This is a genomic window from Cohnella zeiphila, assembly GCF_014212055.1.
Classification (GTDB): Bacteria; Bacillota; Bacilli; order Paenibacillales; family Paenibacillaceae; genus Cohnella; species Cohnella zeiphila.
Map to the genome: position 1 here is coordinate 405,753 of NZ_JACJVO010000009.1, position 21,159 is coordinate 426,911.

The following is a 21,159-nucleotide window of genomic DNA, read 5'->3' on the forward strand; positions in this document are numbered from 1 at the left end:
GAAAGGAGGGGAAGCCGTTTGAACGCGGAAACGAAAAGGTTAAATGGGACATCGGTTTCCTCGGATTCGGCCGCTTCGCGCTCCATTTGGAAGCAGCTGGGCAGACAAAAATACCCTCAGCTGTTCGTATGGATCGGAATCGCTTATCTTTGCGTTTTTCATTTTCTGCCGCTGTTCGGGATCCTGATGGCCTTCAAAGACTATTCGGTCACGGACGGGATTCGCGGCATCTTCACGGCTCCGTGGGTCGGATTTCGCTATTTCGAGGAGTTCTACCACGATTATCAGTTCGGCAGCATCGTCCGCAATACGCTGGCGCTCAGCCTGCTGAAGCTGATCTTCACGTTCCCGATGCCGATTCTGTTCGCGCTCATGCTGAACGAGGTCAAGGTGCGGTGGTTCAAGCGGACGGTGCAGACGGTCAGCTATCTGCCGCACTTCATTTCCTGGGTCGTCGTGTACGGCTTGGTCGTCGTCTTCATGTCCGGAGAGTCGGGGATGATCAACCACATCCTGATGTCGGTCGGGATCATCAAGGAGCCGATCGGCTTCCTGACGAGTCCGAACAACTTCTGGGGCCTCGCCGTCGGCAGCGCGATCTGGAAAGAGATGGGCTGGTGGACGATCATCTTCCTCGCCGCCTTGTCGGGAATCGATCCGGCGCAATACGAAGCCGCCCAGATCGACGGGGCGGGGCGCTTGTCGCGGATCTGGCACGTCACGCTGCCCGGGATCAAAGGAACGATCGTCGTCGTCTTGATTCTGGCGCTGGGAAGTCTGCTCGGCGGCGGCCTGGTCGGCTCGAACTTCGAGCAAGCGTTCTTGCTCGGCAATCCGCTCAACGCGGACAAATCCGAGATCCTGCAGACATATGCGTTCCGCATGGGGCTGGCGCAAGGACGGTATTCGTTCGCCACCGCCATCGACCTCATGCAGTCGGTCATCTCGATCGCGCTAATCCTCGGCAGCAACTTCGCAGCCAAGAAGACGACGAAGACGGGGCTTTTCTGATTCCATTCGAGAAAGGAGGAGATGACGGTGCGGAGCAAAAGCTTGGAGGACCGGCTCGTCGACGGCGTCAACTACGTGCTGCTGATTGCCGTGTTTATCGCGACGTTTTATCCGTTCTGGTACCTGCTGATCGTTTCCTTCAACGAAGGGATGGATACGGCGCTCGGCGGCATCTATCTGTGGCCGCGCCAATTTACGGTTGAAAACTACTCGACCTTTCTGAACGATCCGAGCTGGATCAAAGCGTTCGGCGTCAGCGTTGCCCGTACGGTGGTCGGGGCCTGCCTCGGGTTGTTCGTCACTTCGCTCGTCGCTTACGGGCTGGCGACCAAGCAGCTGGTGCTGCAAAAATTTTATTACATGCTGTTTATCGTCGGCATGTACGTGTCCGGCGGACTCATCCCGTATTATGTCATCCTGCGCCAGCTGCACTTGCTGAACACGTTTTACGTTTACGTCGTTCCGACGATGCTCAATCTGTTTTTCCTGATCATCGCCGTTTCGTTCTTCCGGGAATTGCCGCCGGAGATGGAGGAATCGGCCAAGATGGACGGAGCGAACGAATGGACCGTGTTCGCCCGAATCATCCTGCCCGTATCCAAACCGCTCCTGGCGACGATGGCGCTGTTTCTCGGGGTCGGGCAGTGGAACTCCTGGCTCGATTCCGCCTACTTCGTGCAGAGCGACAACTTGCGCACGCTGACGTTCCGTATGATCGATATCATCAACAAAGGCAACGTGCCGCTCAGCGGACCGAGCGGGGACTACGCGTCCAAGGTGGCGCAGGTGACGCCGTTCTCCTTGCAGGTGACGGCCATGGTGATCGCAGTGCTGCCGATCGTCTGCGTCTATCCGTTCCTGCAGAAATACTTCGTCAAAGGCGCCACGATCGGCGCGGTCAAAGGCTAGGCCGACTTGGTATATTATTGGAAAGCCCGCCGCAGCCTCGCGCTCGGTCGCGCCGTTCCGATCCAATAGTATAAACTTAATTCAAGGACTTTGAAGGAGGATTACCAATGAAGGGGTCAAGCTCAAGAAAATGGGTCACGCTTGTCGCCGCATTCTGTCTGGCGATCTCGCTGGCCGCATGCGGCAGCGGCAACAACGGCAACCACGCTCAAGGGTCGAACGCATCCGGCAGCCCGTCCGCATCCGGCAGCCAGCCGGCTTCCGACGGCGGAGCAAGCGGAGGCGCCCAGGCGCAGAAGACGCTCACGATGTTCGTCGATTTTCCCTGGTGGCCGCTGACCGATTGGAGCGGCAAAATTCCCGAGGAAATCACGAAGAAGACGGGAATCAACATTAAAGTTCAAGTCGCCACCGACGCGAACCAGCTTCCGCTGATGATCGCCTCCGGCAACCTGCCCGACTTGGTCTTTACGTACGACAATATCTCCAAGATGTCGGATTCCAAAGTGTCGCTGCCCTGGCAGCCGTTGATCGACAAGTATGCGCCGGACTTCAAGATCGACGACATGACCAAAGCGGTCAACACCGTATCCGACGGCAATTATTATACCGTTCGCGACGGCTTCTCCACTCCGGAAGAGCTGGCCAAATATCCGAAAGCGTTGTTCCGCGGGGGCGGCATGGCGCTGCGGACGGACATCATGCAAGCGATCGGCAATCCGGAAATCAAGACGCTGGACGACTTCGTGAACGTGCTCGAGACCGTCAAGAAGAAGTATCCGGATATGACCCCGCTCGCGCTCACGCCGGGACAGATCGATTCCTACTTCCGTCTTCAGCTCGGCCTGCCGCGCTTTGGCTTCAATATGGCGAACGGCAAGCCGACGTACTACATCGGCGATCCGAGGCAGCTGGAGTATTACAAGCTGATGAATACGCTGTACGCCAAAGGCCTCATTACCGCCGATCAATTCACGTGGAAGGACCCGAACCAATCGAAGCAGCTCGCTCTGACGGGCAAAGCTTTCGCGTGGGAATATACCGAGACGGCCGCCGAGACGCTCAACTCCGAGCTGAAGAAGAACGGCAAAGACTTCACCTTTACGCAGCTGACGCCGATGCTTAGCGACAAAGCGGCACTGATCAACAACAATCCGGGCTGGGCCGGCCTGTTCATCACCAAGGACGCCAAGGATCCGGAAGCGGCCATCAAGTTCATCCAGTTCATGCGCAGCGACGAAGGGATGCGCCTCGGCGATTGGGGCCTCGAAGGCGAAGATTACACCATGGCCGACGGCGGCTACCCGGTTCTCAAATACAACACCAACGATATGGACGTCGTAAAAAGAGACGGCGAAGTATATTGGGGGCTGCTCGCCGACACGTACATTACGCAGGGCCTGGCCCGCTATCAGCCGGACAATCAGCCGCAATCGACGGCCGCGATGGAAGCGATGACCAAGGTGTACAAGTCCGATCCGCTGCTCGGCACGCTCGTGCCGGAGGCCGGGACGAACGAGGCGATCATCCAGTCGAACCTCGACAACATGATCAAAACCGAAGAAGTGAGAATCTTCCTCTCGAAGTCCGAGGACGAAGCGGTGAAAGCTTACAACGCGATGATGGATCAAGCGAACAAGATCGGCTTGGACAAATTGAACGCTTGGGCGGCCACGCAGTACGACAAAGCCAAAAGCAGGCTGAACAGCAATCAATAGCGTTCGTCCCCGGGGTAGAGGCAAAGCGTTTCCAGGCTTTGTCTCTGCCTTTATATAGCAAATCTGTTGTTTCGCTCTTGCGGCGGGTGTATCATGTGGAGTGCGATACGTCATTTTCGGGCAAGGCAGTGAGGCTTGATGTTTCTTCGCAACGCAGCGGCGCGGTTTCGCGACATGCGGATCGCCAGCAAAATGCTGATCGGCTATCTGGTGCTCGTCATGGTGCCGACGATCGCGTTCGGCGCTCTCTTCTACCATCAGTTCTACTCGAATATTTTCAAGGATTATTCCGAGAGCCAGCAGCATCTCGTCCAGCTCGCCTCGAACAGCTTCGAGGTCAGCCTGGCGCAGGCGGAATCGATTTATAACTTGTTTCAATATAATCCGGAAGTGACCGATCATCTCGGCGGCCATTATACTTCCGATGCCGATCAAGTGTACAACTACTTGAAGAACATTCGCCCGGTCATCAATTTCGCTTTATCGGGCAATTCCTTCATCCGTTCGGTGCAGCTTTACGTTCGGAACAAGCAGGTTCTACCCGTGCAAGGGGAGCTGGGCTACGAGAGCGACTTGACGAACCCACGGGTCGTAGATACTTTGAAAACGCTTTCTGTCAACCGAGGCGTATGGATGGCCGAGTCGAAAGCGGCGGATCAAGCGCCGACCATGACTTATTACCAGAAAATATACGATCCGACGTTCTCGTTCGAGCTCGGCGTCTTGAAAGTGGAAGTGCGCCCGGACATCATGACCGATTTTTTCAATTCGGTCGCGCCGGAGCCGAACCGCAACATCGTGTTTTATCAGGATGGGCAAGCGCTTTACCGGTCCTTGAACATCGACCTGCCCCGGCAGCAGATGGACGCTATCCTCGCACGCCTGCAGAGCGGAGACGACCATTTCTATTGGCAGGAGCACAAGCTCTTCATCAACTCGATCGCGATCAAGGGACTTCCCTTCCGCATTATGCTGATCAACGGGGTGGACGGAGCTTTCTCCCACGTCCGGGAGAGAACGATCGGCTTCGCCGGCGTGCTCGTCGGTCTCCTGGCGCTGCTCTCGCTCGTCTATTATTTGATCGTCTCGACGATTACGAAGCGGATCGTCCGCCTGGCCAAGCATATGCGCAAGGTGGACCAGGATCATCTTCCGGAGTATGTGGGGCGGGTGGACAAGGACGAGATCGGCCTGCTCACCGCCTCGTACAATCTGATGATCCGGCGCATCGACGACTTGCTCAACCGGGTACACCGCGCGGAGCTGATGAAGAAGGAAGCGGATTATCAGGTGCTGCAGGCGCAGATCAAGCCGCACTTCCTGTACAACACGCTCGAATCGATCCGCATGCTGGCCGAGATCAACGACGACGAGGAGGTCGTGGAGGCGATCTATACGTTCGGGCGGCTGCTTCGCTACAGCCTGTCTTCCGGGGAGAACGACACGCCGCTTGCGGAAGAGATCGAGAACGTCCGGCATTACTTGCAAGTTCACAAGATCCGGATGGAAGACAAGCTGAAGTTCGATTTTCGCATCGAGACCGATCTGTCCGACATTCGCTGTCCTCGGTTCATCCTGCAGCCGCTCGTCGAGAATTGCATCGTTCACGGACTGGGCAAGTCCCGAAAGGGCGGGCGCATCGACGTTCACGTGTGCAGAGAGGACGACCGGATCCGAATCTCCATCGCGGACGACGGCGGCGGCGTGCCGCCTGAGCGGCTCGAGACGATCCGCGGCGTCCTGGATAAGCGGCTGAACAAAAACAGGCTGCAAACGACCGGCTCCGGCATGGGATTGTACAATGTGAGCGAGCGGATCAAAGCTTATTTCGGCCCAGGCAGCGAGCTTCGGATCGACAGCGGTCCGGACGAGGGCACGCGTTATACGATCATTTTCCGACCCGGGAGGGATTCCGATGCTGAATCTGATGATCGTCGATGACGAACCGATCATTATCAAAGGGCTTACGAATATCGTGAAAAAGTCGAATACCCCGTGCAAAGAAATCGTCACCGCTTCGGACGGGCACGACGCTCTGGAGAAGATGGAAGCGTTCAAGCCCGACCTGCTCATTACCGACATCGAAATGGCGGAGATGAACGGGCTCGAGCTGATCCGCGAAGCGCAGGAACGGCAGCTTTGCAAACGGTTTATTATTTTGACCGGCTACGAGGAGACGGTCTATCTGAGAGAAGCGATCCGCCGCAAGGTGATCGACTACCTGCTGAAGCCGATCAACAAGGCGGAATTTCTCGGCCTGCTCTCGGACGTTTGCCTTGAGATCGTCCGCGAGCATAGCGCCGCCCGTCCGAAGACGGCGCTTGCCGAGGTCGGCCCGGTGCTTCCGGAAGACAAGCGCGGCCAGATGTCCCGCAATATCCGCAACGTGGTCGAATACATCGATTTGCACTATATGCAGGATTTGTCTCTCGATATGATCTCGGAGCACGTCGAGCTGCACCCGAATTATATCAGCAGCTTGTTCAAGAAAGAGACCGGATTGACCTTCATTCATTATTTGCATCTGTGCCGCATCAAGAAGGCGAAGCGCCTGATGCTCGAAAGCGATGAGTTCTCCTTCCAGGAAATCTCCGAGGAGGTCGGCTACGAGAACGTCCGGCATTTCTTCAGCGTCTTCAAGAAATATACCGGCGTCACCCCCGGCGAGTTCCGGGAAGGGTGTCGCCAATCTCTGCCGATGACGCACTGATACGGATTCGCTACCTTCACGTTGGGCGTGAAGGTTTTTCTTTTTTTAAGAGCTTAGAAATGATCATTCAAACCTTAAGGATGAACCCTATTTTTACCCGGGCGAAGTGCGATACGATGGGGGTGAAATCGCTATCACGCACGTGAAAGGAGCTTGACGATGGAAGGACAAAGCAAGCGGATGATCCCCGATACGCTGCTGCTCGAGGAACGGGCCGGGCACGTATTAAACGCCATCATCGGAATGGCGGACGAAGACTACGATTACATTCCGTTTTTCAATGCGAATTTTGTCTCGAAGCCGGCATTCATGACGCACGGAGACTGGGACTACGGCTCCAGCCACGGGCGGCTGATCGACGCGGCGACGCTGGCCAGGCACATGAGCGGCGAGACGTTCGGCTTGGAGACGGAGAAGCGATATAAGGAGAACCTGCTTCGCTTCTTCAAGGAAGACGGGCTGAGCTACCGCCGGAAGAATCCGCAAGGCCGCTGGGAGGAAGCGGCGAACCTGATCGATCAGCGCGCGGTCATTCTGTCGCTGACGACCTGGTTCATGGCGACCGGCGATCCGCGGGCGAAGGAAGCGGCCGACAAGCATGTCGCGGCGCTGAAGCGGATTGCCGTCAAGGAGAAGGACGTGTGGTATTACCCGGCTTCCGAATATTTCGAGGGCGGCTGGCCGTCGAAGAACGCCGTGCAGATCCGCCTGGCCCCCGATCCGGCATCGTTCTGCGGCCGGCTCATGATGCCGCTGCTGAAATATCACGAGGTCACCGGGAACCGGGACGCGCTCGAGCTTTGCGAGTTTTTCTCGGCGCTGATCGTCAAGCGGAGCGGCGTCTACAACGAGGACGGCAGCTTCAACAGCTCGCTGGCTTATCGCAGCGGGCATTTCCATACGCGGATCGGCACGTTGGACGCGCTGGCGCGGTACGGGCGGCATACGGGCGACGCTTCGCTCCTGCACTTCGTCAAGAAGAGCTACGATTGGGCGCTGACGCAGTGTACCCGCTTCGGCTGGACGCCGGGCGACATGCAGGAGCAGAAATACGAGCACGAGACGTGTTCGCTGGTCGACTTGATCTCCACCGGCATTACGCTCGCGAAGTGCGGCTACCCCGAGTACTGGGGCGTGGTCGAGCGGTTCCTCCGCAATCATCTGACCGAATCCCAACTGCTCGATCTGGATTGGGTGGACGAAGCGGACAGCAAGGAGAAGGACGTGCCGGGCATGAAAACGTACTTCAAGGTCGCGCAGCGTACGCGCGGCGCGTTCGCCGGCTATTCCGCCCCGAACGACTTCTGCTGCGACGTCAACCACGGCCGGGGCCACACGAGCGATCTTCAGCTTTGCTGCATCGGCTCGGGAACCCGAGGGCTGTTCATGGGCTGGAGCAACGCGATCGCCGAAGAGGCGGGCGGAACGGTCCGGGTCCATTTTCTGCTGAGCCGCGGCTCCAAGGTGTTGGACGTGAGCAGCTACTTGCCGCATGAAGGCAAGCTGGAGCTCGCCGTTCATCGGGATATCGCCAATCTGGAAGTGCGCATTCCCGAATGGGCCGGCTATAACCAAGTCCAAGCCGAATGGACAAGCGGCAGCGATGCTCGCGTCATTAAGGGAAATCAGCCGAGCGTCTGGGTGAAGGACGTCTTCCTGCGCTTGGGCGAAGCCAAAGCCGGCGATACGATCGTCGTCACGTTCCCGCTCAGCCGCTACAAGACGGTCGAGAACGCCGTCGGGCAGCAATTCGAGGTGGAGTGGCAGGGAGACGACGTCATTCATATTTCGCCCGAAGGCCGTTACCAGCCGCTATACAACGGCCGCCGGATTTACGACAAGGCGCCGATGCGGGAAGGCGATTACCGCCGTCCGGAGACGGAATTGACGTGGTAATGAGGGCGATGCCGGATTCGAGAAAAAGAGTCGCTTTTTACGGCGACGATTTTACCGGCTCGACGGACGCGATGGAGGCGCTGACGCTGGCCGGACTGCGTACGGTCCTGTTTCTGGAGCGGCCGGCGCCGGCGACGCTGCGGACGGAGTTCGCCGACTCGGAGGCGTTCGGAATCGCCGGGGTGAGCCGCTCGCTGACGCCTGCCGAGATGGAGCGGGAACTGCCGGAGGCATTCCGCTTGATGGCGGAGTCGGGAGCGGCGATCTGCCACTACAAAACGTGCTCTACGTTCGATTCCGCGCCCGAAGTCGGCAATATCGGCCGGGCGATCGAGCTGGCGCGGCGGACGTTCGTCCGGCAGCGGTACGTGCCGCTTCTCGTCGGGGCTCCGGCCTTGAAGCGGTACACCGTGTTCGGCCAGCATTTCGCCGCGCTGAACGGCGTCGCGCACCGGCTGGACCGGCACCCGGTCATGTCCCGGCATCCGATGACGCCGATGCGGGAGGCGGATCTGCTGCGGCACCTGGCCGGGCAGACCGATCTGCCCGGCGCTTTAGTGGACATTGTCGAGCAGTCGGGCTCGCTCGAAGAGGTGCAGGCGGCGATCGACCGCAAGGTCGCGGACGGAGCCGCGGTCGTGCTGTTCGACGCGCTCGACCGCGAGCGCCTGGCGAAGGTAGGCGGTCTGCTGTGGCGGGAGGCGGCCGCCGAGCCTCTTTTCGTTGCCGGTTCTTCCGGCATCGAGTATGCGCTGGCGGCGTGCTGGCAAGCGGAAGGGCGGACCGAGCCGCGGACGCGCTTTCCGAGCCCGGGGCCGGCCGAGCCGCTGCTCTTCGTCTCCGGCAGCTGCTCGTCGGTGACGCAAAGCCAGATCGACTTCGCGCTGGCGCACGGGTTCGCCGGCATCCGGGTCGATCCGGCCGATTGGATCGGCGACGACCGGCCGGAAGAGACGGTCCGGCAGTTGGCGCGGGAGGCGCTAAGCCTGCTGGCGGACGGCCGGAGCGTGCTGCTTTTTTCCGCGAAAGGGCCGGAGGACGCGAGCATCGCCCGTACGCGGTCCGGGCTCGCAGCGAACGGGCGGGGGAGCGCGGACAGCGGCCGGCTCATCGGGGAGCGGCTCGGTCTCGTCTGCCGGGCGGTGCTGGAGGAGCGGCCGCTTAAGCGAATCGCTATCGCCGGCGGCGATACTTCCGGCTTTGTGATGAAGCAGCTCGGCGTCTACGCGATGGAGATGGCAGCGCCGCTCGTGCCGGGAGCCCCGCTTTGCCGGGCTTATTCCCGGGACGGGCGGTTCGACGGGTTGGAGGTTGTCTTGAAGGGCGGCCAGATGGGCGGGGAAGACTTCTTCGCGCAAGTTCGCGAAGGGCGGGCTTCTTAGGCCGCCCGGGTGGTCGGGAATTTCGGCGGAATATGAGAAGGAAGGCGGTTAGACTGCCTACCTGGACGAGGCTTCACCGCCATTTTATAAGGAGGGCGTTATCGATGAAAACGGTCGTGGCCGTCTATACCGGGCAAGGGTTGGCCGAACCGATGAGGGACATCTACCGGGAACTGCTCCCGGATTGCAGAATCGTGACGATCGTGGACGACAGCCTCATTCACGACGTGGTGAAGGCGGGGCAAGTTACCCCGGCCGTTACCCGCCGCTTGATTCAATATTATCAGAACGGCGCGGAGATGGGCGCCGACGCGATCTTCAACACTTGCTCCTCCGTCGGAGAGGTGGCGGAGCTGGCGCGCGGCATAGTCGACGCGCCGATCGTCCGCATCGACGACGCGATGACGTACGAAGCGGCTTCGAAGTACGAGCGAATCGGCGTTCTTGCGACGCTCCCGACAACGCTGGAACCAACCAAGCGCCTCCTTCGCCGCCAGGCGGAGAAGCTCGGCAAGCCGGTCGCCATCGTGGACGGACTGGCGGAAGGCGCGTACGACGCGCTCGTCGGCGGCTCGCCGGAGCGGCACGATCAAATTTTGCTGGAGACGGCCGAGCGGGTCGCCGGTCAAGCGGATGCGCTCGTGCTGGCCCAAGGGTCGATGGCCCGGATGGAGGAGCGACTCGCCGCCCTCGGCATTCCGGTGCTGTCCAGTCCGTACCGGGGCGTTCTGGCGGTCAAGAAGCTGCTGGAGGAAGCCGGCCGTGGCCGCTGACCGGAAGAAGTCGGGAGCGCCGCTTCCGGACTGGTCCAACCTGGACGTGCTGGAGCGGAACACGGTCGCGCCTCATGCCGATTTGATTCCGTATGCAGACGAGGAGTCCGCGCTGGAAGCGGAACGGGGAGCGACGCCGTACGTCCGGCTGCTGAACGGCGACTGGGCGTTCTCGTACGCGGGATCGCCGGCGTTGGCGCCGCAAGGCTTCGAAGCGTCGGACTACGACGCGTCGGACTGGGATACGATTCCCGTTCCGAGCAATTGGCAGCTTCACGGCTACGGAAGGCCGCATTACAGCAGCTGCCCGTATCCTTTTCCGATCGACCCGCCGCACGTGCCGCTCGCCAATCCGACCGGCTGCTACCGCACCGAGTTTGCGATCCCGCCCGGCTGGGAGGGACGGTTCGTTCACCTCGTGTTCGAGGGAGTCGATTCCGCCTTCCACGTATGGGTCAACGGTCAACCGGCCGGTTATAGCCAAGGCAGTCATTTGCCCTCCGAATTCGACGTCACGAGTCTCTTGAAGCCCGGGCGCAACGTGCTGGCGGTGCGGGTCTACCAATGGTCGGACGGCAGCTATCTGGAGAGCCAGGACAAATGGCGGCTGAGCGGCATTTTCCGCGACGTCTATCTGATGGCGCCGTCGGCCGTTCGGATATCCGACATATGCGTACGGACGCGGTTCGACCCGCGCTTCGAGGACGCCGAGCTGGACGTCCGCATCGACGCCGAGAACCGGATGGGCCGCCAAGCCGAGGGCTTCGAGCTTCGGCTCACCTTGCTCGGAGGCAATCGCGAGACGGTGTTCGACCGGCGCATCCCCCTGTCTTTCGCTCCCGAGGACGAGAAGCAAAGCCGGCTCCGTTGGAGCGAGACGGTCAAGCGTCCGTTGCATTGGACGGCGGAGACGCCGAATTTGTATTCGCTGCTGCTCGCGCTTTATGACGCGGACAAGCGGGTTCTGGAGGTGAAGCGGGTCGCCGTCGGCTTCCGCGAGGTGCGGGTCTCCGGCGGACGCCTGCTCGTGAACGGCCGGCCGGTGACGCTCAAAGGCGTCAACCGCAACGAATTCGATCCGCGGCTCGGATTCGTCACGACCCGGGAGGCGATGGTCCGCGATATCCTGCTGATGAAAAGGCACAACCTGAACGCGGTGCGTCTGTCCCATTATCCGAACGACCGGCGGTGGCTCGACCTGTGCGACGAATTCGGCCTGTACGCGATCGACGAAGCCGACCTGGAGACGCACGGGATCCGGTTTATCGAGAACGTCGCCTACAAGGAGTCGAACGCCGCGGAATTTTTCGCCGGCGAAAGCTGGCTGTCCAGCCGGCCGGAGTGGCGGGCCGCTTACGTGCAGCGGGCGAAGCGGATGGTCGAACGGGACAAGAATCATCCTTCGGTCATCGTCTGGTCGCTGGGCAACGAATCCGGCTACGGCCCGAACCACGACGCGATGGCCGAATGGGTCCGGCAGGCCGATCCGACTCGGCCGATCCATTACGAGCGCGCCTATGAGGCGCCGGTCGTCGACATCGTCAGCTCGATGTATCCGTCGGTGGAGACGCTGATCGCGGAAGGGTGCAAACCGGACGACCGTCCCTTCCTGATGGTCGAGTACGGTCATGCGATGGGCAACTCCGTCGGCAACCTGAAGGAATATTGGGACGCAATCTATGCCCATCCGCGCCTGCTCGGCGGATTCATCTGGGAGTGGCAGGACTTAGGAGTCGCGCGGCGGTCGGAGACGGGCGAGGAGCGGATCGCGTACGGCGGCGATTTCGGCGAGGAGCCCCACAGCGGGCACTTCTGCATCGACGGGCTGCTGTTCCCGGACCGAGAGCCGAAGGCGTCGATTCTCGAATACAAAAAAGCGATCGAGCCGGTCCGAATAGAAACGGCGGACGCCAAGGCGGGACGCGTCAAAATCATCAACCGCTACGATTTCCTGACGTTAGCGCATCTGCGGGGGGAATGGCGGCTGATGCGCGACGGCGAAGCGGTCCGGCAGGGCGAGCTGCCGGTTCTGGAGACGCCGGCGGGCGCGGAGGAGATCGTTCGGCTTCCGCCGCAAGCCATAACGCCGGCGGCGGATGTCGGCGAATATTGGCTGCACGTCCGCTTCGCGTTGGCCGAGCCGACGGCTTGGGCCGAACGAGGCCACGAGATCGCCTGGGCGGATCTGCCGTTCGGGACGAGCCGCTCAGAAGCGTCTGCGTCTCTGCCCGGTGCCCGCTTCCCGTCGCCGGTCCTGTCGGAATCGGCCCGCTTGCTGACGGCGCAAGGGCATGACTTCGCGCTCGCGTTCGACAAGCTGACGGGGACGGCCGTCTCCTGGACGTTCCGCGGCATCGAGCTTCTGGCGTCCGGGCCGAAGCTAAACTTCTGGCGGGCGCCGCTCGACAACGACGTGCATCTGGCCAAGGAGTGGCGAAAAGCCGGCTACGACCGGCTCGGCGTCTGGCTGAAATCTTTTGCCGCCGAACCGTATGGCGACGATGCCGTGCGAATCATGGCGGAAGCGGCGGTCGGCGCGCGCGGCGAGCCGGTGGCTTTTCGCTCGCGCATCGCGTATACGCTGAATGGGAGCGGGGAGCTGCTGATCGAAGCGTCGATTGAGCCGCGGGACGGTTTGCCGCCGCTTCCCCGCTTCGGACTCGAGCTGGCGATGCCGGAACCGTTCGACCGGTTTTCCTGGTTCGGCCGGGGGCCGCACGAGTGCTACGCCGACCGCAAGATGAGCGGCAAGCTGGGGGTTTACGGCGGTACGGTACAGGAGCAGTTCGTCCCGTACATCAAACCGCAGGAGAACGGCAACAAGACCGACACGCGCTGGTCGGCGGTCACCGACGCGCGAGGGGTCGGCCTGCTGTTCTCGGCAATCTGCCAACCGAACAATCGGCCTTCGGCCGACGTTAACGGTTGCAGGTCGACGGACGGCTTTTTCGATACGAGCGTCCACCATTACTCCGCCGAAGATCTGACGAAGGCGAAGCACGTGCACGAGCTGACCCGCTTGAAGAAGACGATCGTCAAGCTCGACCTGGCGCAGAGCGGAATCGGCAATCACAGCTGCGGCTACGCGCCGACGCTGGACGAATATTTGCTGAAGCCGCGGCCGATGACGTTTCGAATCCGCCTGACGCCGATCTCGCTGAACGAATCGTCGCCGATGCGGGTCGGCAGACGGACGTTCGCCGGTCTATCAACCGAAGGGATGTGAACACGGATTGTTCAACAAGAAAGTCGATAAAATCCTCTACGGCGGCGATTACAATCCCGAGCAGTGGTCCAAGGACATTTGGCGGGAGGACATGCGGCTGTTCGAGCGGGCCGGCGTCGACATCGCGACGGTCAACGTCTTCTCCTGGGCGCTCAACCAGCCGGACGAGAATACGTACCGCTTCGACTGGCTGGACGAAGTCATGGACATGCTGCACGAGAACGGCATATGGGCCTGCCTCGCCACCTCCACCGCGGCGCATCCGGCCTGGATGGCGACGCGGTATCCGGACGTGCTGACGGTCGATTTCGAAGGCCGCAAAAAGAAATTCGGCAGACGGCACAATTCGTGTCCGAACAGTCCGACGTACCGGACGTACGCGGCCCGGATGGCGGGCAAGCTGGCGGAGCGGTACAAGGACCATCCGGCGCTGCTCGTCTGGCATGTCAACAACGAGTACGGGCTGCGCTGCTATTGCGACAACTGCGAGAAGGCGTTCCGGGTTTGGCTGAAGCGCCGCTACGGCACGCTGGATACGCTGAACGCGGCGTGGAACGCCCGCTTCTGGGGCCATACGTTCTACAGCTGGGACGAGATCGTGCTGCCGAGCCTTCTCAGCGAGCATCTGGATCCGAACGACGTCGACAAAACGGCGTTCCAAGGCATCTCGCTGGACTACGACCGGTTCATGTCGGACAGCGTCCTCGACTGTTACCTGGACGAACGCCGGGCGATCCGTGCGATTATTCCCGATGCGGTCGTCACGACGAATTTCCAGAGCAACGGCGCCTACAAACCGCTCGATTATTTCAAATGGGCCCCTCATCTCGACGTGGCCGCGCTCGACTGCTATCCGACGAACGACATGCCGACGAGCATCGTCGCGATGCGCCACGATCTGATGCGCGGACTCAAGAACGGCGATCCTTACATGCTGATGGAGCAAAGCCCGAGCCAGCTGAACTGGAAGCCTTACAACGCGCTCAAGCGTCCCGGCGTCATGCGCTTGTGGAGCTACCAGGCGGTCGCGCGCGGGGCCGACACGATTTTGTTCTTCCAGATGCGGCGCTCCGTCGGGGCGTTCGAGAAATTCCACGGCGCGATGATCGATCATGCCGGACATGAAAATACGCGGGTCTTCCGCGAATGCGCCGAGCTTGGGGGCGAGCTGAAAAAGCTGGGCGGCAAGCTGCTCGGGGCGCGCACGGAATCCCGGGTCGGCCTGCTGTTCGATTGGGAAAATTGGTGGGCGATCGAGCACTCCAGCGGTCCGAGCGCCGGCCTGAAGTATTTGAACGAAATGCAGAAGTATTACGATGCCTTTTACGAGCAAAACATTCCGGTCGATCTGGTCGCCGCGGATGCGGACTGGAGCCGCTATTCCATCCTTGTCGCGCCGGTGCTGTATATGGTCAAGCCGGGGGTGGCGGAAAAGCTGGAACGGTTCGTCGAAGCCGGCGGAACTTTCGTGACGACGTTTTTCAGCGGCATCGTGAACGAGAGCGATCTGGCGACGACCGGCGGTTACCCTGGAGAGCTGCGGAAGCTGCTGGGCATTTGGGTCGAGGAGATCGACTCCCTGTTCCCCGACCAACGCAACCGCATCGCGATGAAGCAGCCGTTCGGCTCATTAAAAGGCGACTACGAGTGCGGCCTGCTGTGCGATCTGCTGCATGCGGAAGGGGCCGAGATCGTGGCGGAGTACGGCGACGATTTTTACCGGGGAACGCCGGTATTGACACGCAACCGCTTCGGCAAGGGGGAAGCGTGGTACGTGGCGAGCAGCCCGGATGCCGATTTTCTAAGCGATCTGACCGGCAGCCTGTGCGCGCTTCGCGGCATCGAACCGCTGCTGGCTCCCGTTCCCGGCGTGGAGGTCGCCCGGCGCGCGAAGGGCGACCGGCAGTTTCTGTTCGTGCTGAATCACAACGAAGCCGACGCGGCGGTCGATCTCGGCGCCGGCGAGCGGACCGAGCTGCTCAGCGGCCGGATATTGAGCGGCGCGGTCACGATCGGGCCGAAGGACGTGCTCATCTTGGAAAGCGCCGTCGGGACGGCGTCCGAATAGGTCGCCAGAGTTTGAGAAGCGGCAGCCGACAACCGATCCATCAGCCTTCGGCTGACGATAACGGTTGCGGGTGACGATAACGGCTGCGTGGAGGAGGTAAAAGAGATGGACCGAGCGAATTCGACGCTCTGGTACCGCCGGCCGGCGGCGGAGTGGGAAGAGGCGCTGCCGATCGGCAACGGACGTCTGGGCGGCATGGTCTACGGAGGAATCAAGCGGGAGCGGATCCAGCTGAACGAAGATACGTTATGGTCCGGCCGCCCGACCGACGGCAACAATGCGGAAGCGTTGCGGTATTTGCGGCAGGCGCGCGACTTGGTCTTTCGCGGCGAGTATGCGGAGGCTCAGAAGCTGATCGAGCATCGCATGCTCGGCCCGTGGAACGAATCGTACCAGAGCATGGGCCACCTGGAGATCGAGCTCGGCCATGGAGAAGACGCCCGGGATTACCGGCGCGAACTCGACCTGAACGAGGCCGTCTGCCGGGTTCGTTATTCGCATCGAGGCGTGGTTTATACGCGCGAAACGTTCGTTTCCGCCGAAGATCAGGTCATGGTCGTGCGGCTGACGGCGGACCGGCCGGGCAAGCTCAGTCTCGAAGCCGCTCTGAACAGCCCGCTGACGTACCGGGTCGGGCCGAAGGACAACGACGGCCTCGTTCTTGCCGGACAGGCGCCCGATCACGTCGAGCCGAATTTCATTCAAGCGGACGAAACGGTGCGGTACCGGAACGGCGAGGGGATGAAGTTCGAAGTTCATTTGCAGGCGCTCAATAAGGGAGGCCGGCTGGAGACGCACGGCGGCCGGATCGTCGTTCGGGACGCGGACCGGGTCACTTTTCTGTTGACGGCCGCAACCAGCTACAACGGTTTTGACAAAGATCCGGTCAAAGAAGGCAAAGATCCCGGAGAGACATGCCGAAGCCGGCTCTCCGAAGCGGTTCAGATCCCGTACGCGGAATTGCGCAGCCGCCACGCGAAAGAGTATCGGCGTTATTTCGAACGGGTGACGTTTGAGCTCGAAGCACCGGGCCGCAGCGACCTGCCGACCGACGAGCGGATCGCCGCGCTGGCGGCGGGCGGCGCCGACGAGCAGCTCGCGGCGCTTTTTTTCCAATACGGCCGCTACCTTCTCATCTCAAGCTCCCGCCCGGGTACCCAGCCCGCGACGCTGCAGGGCATCTGGAACGGGATGACCCGGCCGCCGTGGACATGCAATTATACCGCCAACATCAACGTTCAGATGAATTACTGGCCGGCGGAGACGTGCAACCTGAGCGAGTTCCATACCCCGCTGTTCGACATGATCGGGGAACTTGCCGTCACCGGAGCCCGAACCGCGAAAGTCCATTACGATTGCGGAGGATGGGTGTCCCACCATGGGATCGATCTGTGGCGGTCGGCGACGCCTTCCGGCGGGCCGACGAAAGGCTCGGCAAGCTGGGCGTTCTGGCCGATGGCCGGTCCGTGGCTCTGCCGGCACCTGTGGGAGCATTACTTGTTTGGCGGCGACCGAACCTTTCTGGCCGAACGGGCTTATCCGCTCATGAAAGGCGCGGCGCAATTCTGTCTCGATTGGCTGGTCGAGGACGGCCAAGGCCGCTTGGTCACGAATCCGTCCACCTCGCCGGAGAACTCCTTCATCGGACCGGACGGCCGGAAAGCCGCCGTGACGATGGGGTCGACGATGGATTTGACGATGATCCGGGAGCTGTTCGGCCATTGTATCGAGGCGAGCCATATCCTGGGCATCGACGACGCGTTCCGCCGCTCGCTCGAGGAGGCGCGGGCCAAGCTGCCTCCGCCGCGAATCGGCCGCCACGGCCAGCTGCAAGAATGGCTGGAAGACTTCGAGGAGGCGGAGCCGGGACACCGGCATACGGCGCACCTGTACGGCTTGCATCCGGGGCGCGAGATCACGCCACGCGGGCAGCCGGACTTGGCGCAGGCGTGCCGGGTGACGCTGGAACGGCGCGCCCGCTACGAAGGGGAAGATACGATCGGCTGGTGCTTTGCCTGGTTGATCAACCTGTATGCGAGATTAGAAGACGGGGAGACGGCGCACCGGTATTTGACGAAGCTGCTGAAAAATCCGTTCCCCAACCTGCTGAACGCCCATCGCCATCCGAAGCTGGTCTTCTATCCGACCACCCTGGAGGCGAATTACGGCGCGACGGCGGGTATGGCCGAGCTTCTTCTGCAAAGCCACGACGGAGAGCTCCATTTGCTCCCGGCGCTTCCCGAAGCTTGGCCGTCCGGGAAAATCGCGGGGCTGCGCGCGCGCGGCGGCTTCGAGGTGGAGATGGAATGGGCCGAGGGGCGCCTGACCCGCGCGCGAATCCGTTCGACGCTTGGCGGAACGTGCCGCGTGCGCTGCCGCACGCCGGTCAGACCGGCCAACCTGCCGGATACCGAGTTTGAGCGTTCGTCCGGTGGAGTCATCGCGTTCGCGACTTTGGCGGGCGACACCTGCGAGATTACGAGCTTTTGAGCAAAGGGCATCCCGTACCGGCCGAAACGCCGGTCGGGATGCCCTTTCTTGATACGAAGTATCGCCGCAGTCAGGCGGAAGCCTGCCCGGCCACGTCCGCCTGCCGGTTCCACGAGCGTTTCCAGGCGCCTTGAACCGCCAGCAGCAGCAGGACGCAGACGAGAGCGATGCCGCTCAAGATAAGAAAACCGTACGTGTATGTGCCCGTCGACTTGTACAGGCTGCCGAGGATGAGCGGAAGCGCGTATCCGCCCAAGCCTCCGGCCGCGCCGACGATGCCGGTCATAATGCCCATCTCTTGGCCGAAGCGCTGCGGAACGAGCTGGAACACCGAGCCGTTCCCCGCTCCGAGGCACATCATGCCGATGAACAGCAGGGCGATGACGAGGGCAAGCGGCGGCAGCGTGGAGACGCCGGCCAGCATGAGGCAAGCTCCGGCATACAGAATGCACAGCATCCGGACGCCGCCGACCCGATCCGCCAGGAAGCCGCCGATCGGACGGAAGAAGCTGCCCGCAATGACGCACACCGTCGTGAAGTCGGCCGCATGAACGGCCGAGAGGCCGTATTGCGCGTTGAAGAAGATCGTCAGGTAGTTGGACATGCCCACGAATCCGCCGAAGGTGACGCTGTAAAAGGCGCAGAACAGCCAAGCGTCGCGCTGGCGGAGAACTTTCGAATAATGGCTCAGCGTTTTGCGCTCGGGACGGTTCGGACTGTTCTTGGCGAAGATCGAGAACAGGACGAACACCGTCAGAATCGGGATAAGCGCAAGGCCGAACACGACCTCCCAACTGCCGAAGTGCTGCGCGATGCGGTTGGCGAACAGGGTGGAGAACACGGTCCCGCTGTTGCCGGCTCCGGCGATGCCCATCGCCAGTCCCTGGTGCTCCTTCGGGTACCATTGGCTGGCCAGCGGCAGCGCGGCGGCAAACGAAGCGCCGGCGATGCCGAGCAGCAGGGCGACGACGTACAGCTGATCGAGGGAATGCACGAATTGCCAGCCCCACACGAGCGGGATCGTCGTGGCGAGCATACCGATCTGCCCCGTCCTCTTCGGGCCGATATAGTCGGCGAGCGACCCGAACACGAGGCGAAGCACCGAGCCGCCCAGTACGGGAAGCGCCACGAGGTTCGCTTTTTGCACCGCGTCCATCGGGTAATCTTGCATAATGATGACGGCCAGCGGCCCGATCAGCCCCCAAATCATGAAGCTCATGTCAAAATAGAGGAATGCGCTGAATAGGGTCGGCCTGTGTCCGCTTTGCCAGAAGCTTTGTTTGTTCATTGAATGATCGACTCCTCCCGTTCGGATCTTCCTTATCAGAAAAACCAAGAAGCCGCACTTCTCCCCGGGGGAGAAGTGCGGCTACGATGCCGACGGAGGCACGACCATGTGCCCTCCGGTATTGTTTCGGTCACGTCATTGTGAACCCAAGCTGATTATAGATTCTCTGTAAAGTTCATGTCAATATATATAACTCTACAAAATCGACAGTAAACAAATCGTGAAGTTTTACAAACGGGATCGCATTATTGTGTTATAAATATTGACGCGATAGAAGAAATTCCGTATTCTGATATCATACCGAATAGGAGCGGCACAGCGCGGTGCCCGATCAGCGGCAATGAAGCCCGTACCCATGCAGAGAGCGATGGGGCGGGCTTCTGCTGTTGTTTTCGGCCATGAGACGATGGGGGGTGAACCGATGGCGGCGATACAAGAAGCGGAAGCGGCGCTTGCGGCCACGGTGGAGGATGCTGTAGAGAGGCTGTGCCGGCAAGCGGGCGATTTGTCGGCGGAAACGGTGCCGCTGCCGGAAGCGGCGGGCCGATACCTCGCGCAGGACTGCGCGAGCCCGATTCCGATCCCTCCGTTCCGCCGGGCGGCAATGGACGGGTATGCCGTCCGCGCGGCGGACACGGCGGAGGCGTCGCCGGAGCGGCCGGTCCGGCTGACGGTGGCGGCGGAAGTGAGGGCCGGAGAGAAGGCATGGTTCCCGGCTCCGCCGGAAAAAGGAAGCGCGGTTCGGGTATTCACCGGCTCGCCCGTCCCGGAGGCGTTCGATTCCGTCGTGATGCAGGAGACGGTCGTCCGGTACGAGGAGGGCATGCGGCCGTTCGTCCGGCTGGACCGCCCGGCTCCGTCGGGGCGGCATATCGCCGAAGCGGGCGAGGACTGCGCGGCCGGAGCGGTGCTGCTGAAGCGGGGAACGGCGCTCGGCGCGAAGGAGATCGCCGTGCTTGCGTCTTTCGGCATCGACCGGGCGGCGGTGTACCGGCGGCCGTCGGTCGTCGTGCTGCCGATCGGCGACGAGCTGGAACTGCCCGGGCGGCCGCTTCCGCCAAGCCGCGTCTACGAGGCGAACGGGTTTATGACGGAAGCGAAGCTGAGATTGCTCGGCGCGGACGTGCGGCGGCTGCCGCCTATGCCCGACCATCCGGCGATGATCGGCCGGTGCCTGGAGCAGGCATGGGAAGAGGCCGACCTGGTCGTAACGACGGGCGGGGCCAGCGTCGGCAAGTACGACTATGTCAAATGGGCGGCGGAGACGGCCGGCGCCGAGCCTCTTTTCAAAAAGGTGAGAATGCGTCCGGGAACGCCGACTTCGGCCTACGTCCGAGGCGGGAAAACGCTGATCAGCCTGTCCGGCAATCCGTCCGCGTGCTTCGCGGGACTGGAGCTGCTCGTCAAGCCGTACGTATGGAGCCGGATGGGAAGGCTGAATCCTCGCAACGATTGGCGGGAGGGCAGGCTGGCGGCCGCCGTGGAGAAGCCTTGCCCGTATCCGCGCTACATCCGCTCCCGGGCCTGGATGGAAAACGGAGAGTGGCGTTTGCTGCCGCTGGCGAACGACCGATCGGGCAATATCGCGGCCTTTGCGGAGGCGGACGCGCTTGCCGTCGTGCCTGCGGGCGGCGGCGGCGCGGATGCCGGCCAGACCGTTCGCTGGTTCAGCTTGGTCGAACAGTGAC

Annotated in this window: 13 protein-coding genes; 12 read left to right on the forward strand and 1 reads right to left on the reverse strand. The window is 61.6% G+C overall.

Annotation, left to right across the window (positions count from 1 at the left end; all coding sequences use genetic code 11):
- Positions 1-18: 18 nt before the first annotated feature.
- The 11 genes from H7C18_RS08915 to H7C18_RS08965 all read left to right on the forward strand — a co-directional run bounded on the left by H7C18_RS08915 (position 19) and on the right by H7C18_RS08965 (position 18,183).
- Positions 19-1,011 (forward strand): ABC transporter permease, encoded by a 993-nt coding sequence (locus tag H7C18_RS08915; protein WP_238357559.1) that lies wholly within the window; start codon positions 19-21, stop codon positions 1,009-1,011.
- Between the two features lie 21 nt (positions 1,012-1,032).
- Positions 1,033-1,920 (forward strand): carbohydrate ABC transporter permease, encoded by an 888-nt coding sequence (locus H7C18_RS08920; RefSeq protein WP_185128673.1) that lies wholly within the window; start codon positions 1,033-1,035, stop codon positions 1,918-1,920.
- Positions 1,921-2,027: 107 nt separating this feature from the next.
- On the forward strand, positions 2,028-3,638 hold the full coding sequence (locus H7C18_RS08925; RefSeq protein ID WP_185128674.1) for an extracellular solute-binding protein: 1,611 nt from the start codon (positions 2,028-2,030) through the stop codon (positions 3,636-3,638).
- 138 nt (positions 3,639-3,776) lie between these two features.
- Positions 3,777-5,579, forward strand: a complete 1,803-nt coding sequence (locus H7C18_RS08930) for a sensor histidine kinase (protein ID WP_185128675.1) — start codon at positions 3,777-3,779, stop codon at positions 5,577-5,579.
- Positions 5,554-6,348 (forward strand): response regulator transcription factor, encoded by a 795-nt coding sequence (locus tag H7C18_RS08935; RefSeq protein ID WP_185128676.1) that lies wholly within the window; start codon positions 5,554-5,556, stop codon positions 6,346-6,348. Before H7C18_RS08930 ends, H7C18_RS08935 begins: the two co-directional genes overlap by 26 nt.
- Before the next feature lie 159 nt (positions 6,349-6,507).
- Positions 6,508-8,244, forward strand: a complete 1,737-nt coding sequence (locus tag H7C18_RS08940) for a glycoside hydrolase family 127 protein (RefSeq protein WP_238357560.1) — start codon at positions 6,508-6,510, stop codon at positions 8,242-8,244.
- Positions 8,244-9,626 (forward strand): four-carbon acid sugar kinase family protein, encoded by a 1,383-nt coding sequence (locus H7C18_RS08945; protein WP_238357597.1) that lies wholly within the window; start codon positions 8,244-8,246, stop codon positions 9,624-9,626. Before H7C18_RS08940 ends, H7C18_RS08945 begins: the two co-directional genes overlap by 1 nt.
- A 104-nt stretch (positions 9,627-9,730) precedes the next feature.
- A complete protein-coding gene (locus H7C18_RS08950) occupies positions 9,731-10,399 on the forward strand; it encodes an aspartate/glutamate racemase family protein (protein WP_185128677.1) in 669 nt (222 codons plus the stop codon).
- A complete protein-coding gene (locus H7C18_RS08955) occupies positions 10,389-13,625 on the forward strand; it encodes a glycoside hydrolase family 2 TIM barrel-domain containing protein (RefSeq protein WP_185128678.1) in 3,237 nt (1,078 codons plus the stop codon). Before H7C18_RS08950 ends, H7C18_RS08955 begins: the two co-directional genes overlap by 11 nt.
- A 7-nt stretch (positions 13,626-13,632) precedes the next feature.
- Complete coding sequence (locus H7C18_RS08960; protein ID WP_185128679.1) at positions 13,633-15,693, forward strand: beta-galactosidase; 2,061 nt, start codon at positions 13,633-13,635, stop codon at positions 15,691-15,693.
- Between the two features lie 105 nt (positions 15,694-15,798).
- A complete protein-coding gene (locus H7C18_RS08965; protein WP_185128680.1) occupies positions 15,799-18,183 on the forward strand; it encodes a glycoside hydrolase family 95 protein in 2,385 nt (794 codons plus the stop codon).
- 70 nt (positions 18,184-18,253) lie between these two features.
- On the opposite strand, the gene H7C18_RS08970 is transcribed toward H7C18_RS08965, so the two are convergent.
- Positions 18,254-19,471, reverse strand: a complete 1,218-nt coding sequence (locus H7C18_RS08970) for a nitrate/nitrite transporter (RefSeq protein WP_185128681.1) — start codon at positions 19,469-19,471, stop codon at positions 18,254-18,256.
- 421 nt (positions 19,472-19,892) lie between these two features.
- Between H7C18_RS08970 and H7C18_RS08975 the strand changes: the two genes are divergently transcribed.
- Positions 19,893-21,158, forward strand: coding sequence for a molybdopterin molybdotransferase MoeA (locus H7C18_RS08975; RefSeq protein ID WP_185128682.1), 1,266 nt, complete (start codon positions 19,893-19,895; stop codon positions 21,156-21,158).
- Position 21,159: the final 1 nt, after the last annotated feature.

Bases quoted from the DNA above. Each gene is read 5' to 3' on its own strand.
- H7C18_RS08920 (WP_185128673.1), top strand. From the start codon at position 1,033: ATGACGGTGCGGAGCAAAAGCTTGGAGGACCGGCTCGTCGACGGCGTC.
- H7C18_RS08925 (WP_185128674.1), top strand. From the start codon at position 2,028: ATGAAGGGGTCAAGCTCAAGAAAATGGGTCACGCTTGTCGCCGCATTC.
- H7C18_RS08930 (WP_185128675.1), top strand. From the start codon at position 3,777: ATGTTTCTTCGCAACGCAGCGGCGCGGTTTCGCGACATGCGGATCGCC.
- H7C18_RS08935 (WP_185128676.1), top strand. From the start codon at position 5,554: ATGCTGAATCTGATGATCGTCGATGACGAACCGATCATTATCAAAGGG.
- H7C18_RS08940 (WP_238357560.1), top strand. From the start codon at position 6,508: ATGGAAGGACAAAGCAAGCGGATGATCCCCGATACGCTGCTGCTCGAG.
- H7C18_RS08945 (WP_238357597.1), top strand. From the start codon at position 8,244: ATGAGGGCGATGCCGGATTCGAGAAAAAGAGTCGCTTTTTACGGCGAC.
- H7C18_RS08950 (WP_185128677.1), top strand. From the start codon at position 9,731: ATGAAAACGGTCGTGGCCGTCTATACCGGGCAAGGGTTGGCCGAACCG.
- H7C18_RS08965 (WP_185128680.1), top strand. From the start codon at position 15,799: ATGGACCGAGCGAATTCGACGCTCTGGTACCGCCGGCCGGCGGCGGAG.
- H7C18_RS08970 (WP_185128681.1), bottom strand. From the start codon at position 19,471: ATGAACAAACAAAGCTTCTGGCAAAGCGGACACAGGCCGACCCTATTC.
- H7C18_RS08975 (WP_185128682.1), top strand. From the start codon at position 19,893: ATGGCGGCGATACAAGAAGCGGAAGCGGCGCTTGCGGCCACGGTGGAG.